Genomic DNA, 2131 nt, shown 5'->3' on the forward strand with positions numbered 1-2131 from the left:
CATGAAATTATCAGCCGCGAGGCCGTGATTGAAAATCTGGCTCCCGCTGGAGCCGGGGCCATGGCCGTCACATTGCGCTATACCCCGCATGAAAGCTTCGGACAGGCGGCGGATTTTGTGCCGGGGCAATATATGGAACTGGCGATTCCCGGCACCAATATCCGGCGGGCCTATTCCATGGCTAATTTGCCAAACTGGGATGGCCGCTTTGAATTCCTGATCCGCCTGCAAAAGAACGGCGCGTTCTCAACCTATCTGGCTGAGCAGGCAAAGATCGGCGATATGCTGATTACACGGGGGCCGCTGGGGCAATTTGTGCTCGATGACGCCAGCATGCGGCCGCGCTGCCTGATCGGCGGCGGTTGCGGCTTCGCGCCGGTGCTCTCGATGCTGCGGCATCTGGCTGATTTCCAAGACACCCAGCCCACTCATTTGATCTTCGGCGCCAACCGGGAGGAGGAGTTATTCGCTGCCGGTGACATCGACTCCCTGCGCTCTGCCCTGCCGCAGTTGGGCGTGACCCTCGCCGTCTGGCGACCCGAGGCGGCGTGGACCGGCTTTACCGGCACGGCGGCGGATGCGTTTGTTCAGTATCTCGAAACCAGTACGCAAACCCCCGATGTCTATGTTTGCGGGCCGCCAAGGTTGTTGGAGGCGGTATTGGCGGTGGCGCATGAGCGCAACATCCCCCCCGAGCGCATCATCGCCGAGCGCGTGCTGTAAAGTTGAGAGCACCAGCAGAGAGGGTTATGAACATTCATGCATCTGACCCGCTTTACCGATTACGGCCTGCGTACCTTGATCTACCTCGCATTGCGGCCCGATGAACTGGCCTCGATTGCCGAGATCGCCGGTGCCTATCAAATCTCGGAAAACCATATGGTGAAAGTGGTGCATCACCTGGGCCAGGCCGGGCTGATTGAAACTATTCGTGGCCGTAACGGCGGGATGCGTTTGGCACGCCCTGCTGAGGCCATTGGCCTTGGCATGGTGGTCCGCGCCACCGAACCGACGCTTGCCTTGGTTGAATGTCAGGAGGGCGAGTCCTGCGCGATTTCGGGAATCTGCCGGCTGCAAAAAATTATGGATGAAGTGCAGAAGGCGATGTTGGCAGTGCTGGACCGCTACAATCTGTCCGACATCGCCGGCCCGAATAGCCGCGCCCTGCGCCGCCGGACTGGGCTGCACCTATCCCGTGGTGCTGGCTGGCATGGGGGGCGTATCGCGGGCGGAACTTGTGATTGCCGTTACCGAGGCCGGAGGCTTTGGGTTTTTGGGAATGGTGCGGGAGCCAGTTGCACTGATTCGCGCCGAAGTGGAGCAGGTGCGCCAACATACCAACTTGCCATTTGGCGTGAATCTGATTCCAGCCGCAACCGAAGACACGTTGCTGGAAGCGCAAATTGCCACTTGTATTGAGCTGAAAGTTCCGGTCATCGGCTTGTTCTGGGATTTGTCAGCGCCTTTGGTGCAAAGGCTGCGTGAAGCAGGCATGATCGTTGTGTGCCAAGTTGGCTCGGTAACGGAAGCGTTGGCGGCGCAAGCGGCGGGGGCTAATGCGTTGATCGCGCAAGGCTGTGAAGCGGGTGGCCATGTGCGGGGCGATGTCTCCATTGATGTGCTGCTGTCGGATATTGTGGCCGCCGTTGATATTCCTGCGCTGGCGGCAGGCGGTATTGCCAGTGGCGCCGATCTGGCGACGATGTTGGCGCTGGGGGCGCAGGGTGGCGTTGTGGGAACTGCGATGATAGCCACCCATGAATCCTTTGCCCATAATTATCACAAGGAGCGCCTGGTCGCGGCAAAATGCGGCGATACGCTGCTGACCGACGTATTTCACATCAATTGGCCGATGGGCGCCAAGGTGCGGGTGCTTGCCAATAGTGTCACCAGAGGTGAGCATGGTGATCCCTTTACCGCGGCCCGCACGATGGTTGGCCATGAGGCTGACCGGCCCTTCTATTTATTCAGCACGGACTCGCCGCTGCGCTCAATGACCGGCGATTTCGAGGCAATGGCGCTTTATGCCGGCACCGGGGTTAGACGCATCGACGCTATTACGGGAGCCGGTGAAAAATTGCATCAAATAGTGCGTGAAGCGACGGCTTTGCTGGAGGCGGGTGTTGCGCGG

General features: G+C 59.7%; 2 protein-coding genes and 1 pseudogene. All 3 read left to right on the forward strand.

Annotated features, from left to right (window positions below):
* Positions 1–723, forward strand: a 723-nt coding sequence (locus B7Z76_RS16185; protein ID WP_291345290.1) for an FAD-binding oxidoreductase, incomplete at its 5' end; no start/stop codon positions are given.
* A 36-nt stretch (positions 724–759) separates the two neighbouring features.
* Positions 760–1134, forward strand: a pseudogene (locus tag B7Z76_RS16190) (Rrf2 family transcriptional regulator); the annotation flags it as partial.
* A 76-nt stretch (positions 1135–1210) separates the two neighbouring features.
* Positions 1211–2131: nitronate monooxygenase family protein (locus tag B7Z76_RS16195; protein ID WP_291345291.1), on the forward strand; the 921-nt coding region annotated here is incomplete at its 3' end.

Source organism: Acidiphilium sp. 20-67-58 (genome assembly GCF_002255515.1).
Lineage (GTDB): Bacteria > Pseudomonadota > Alphaproteobacteria > Acetobacterales > Acetobacteraceae > Acidiphilium.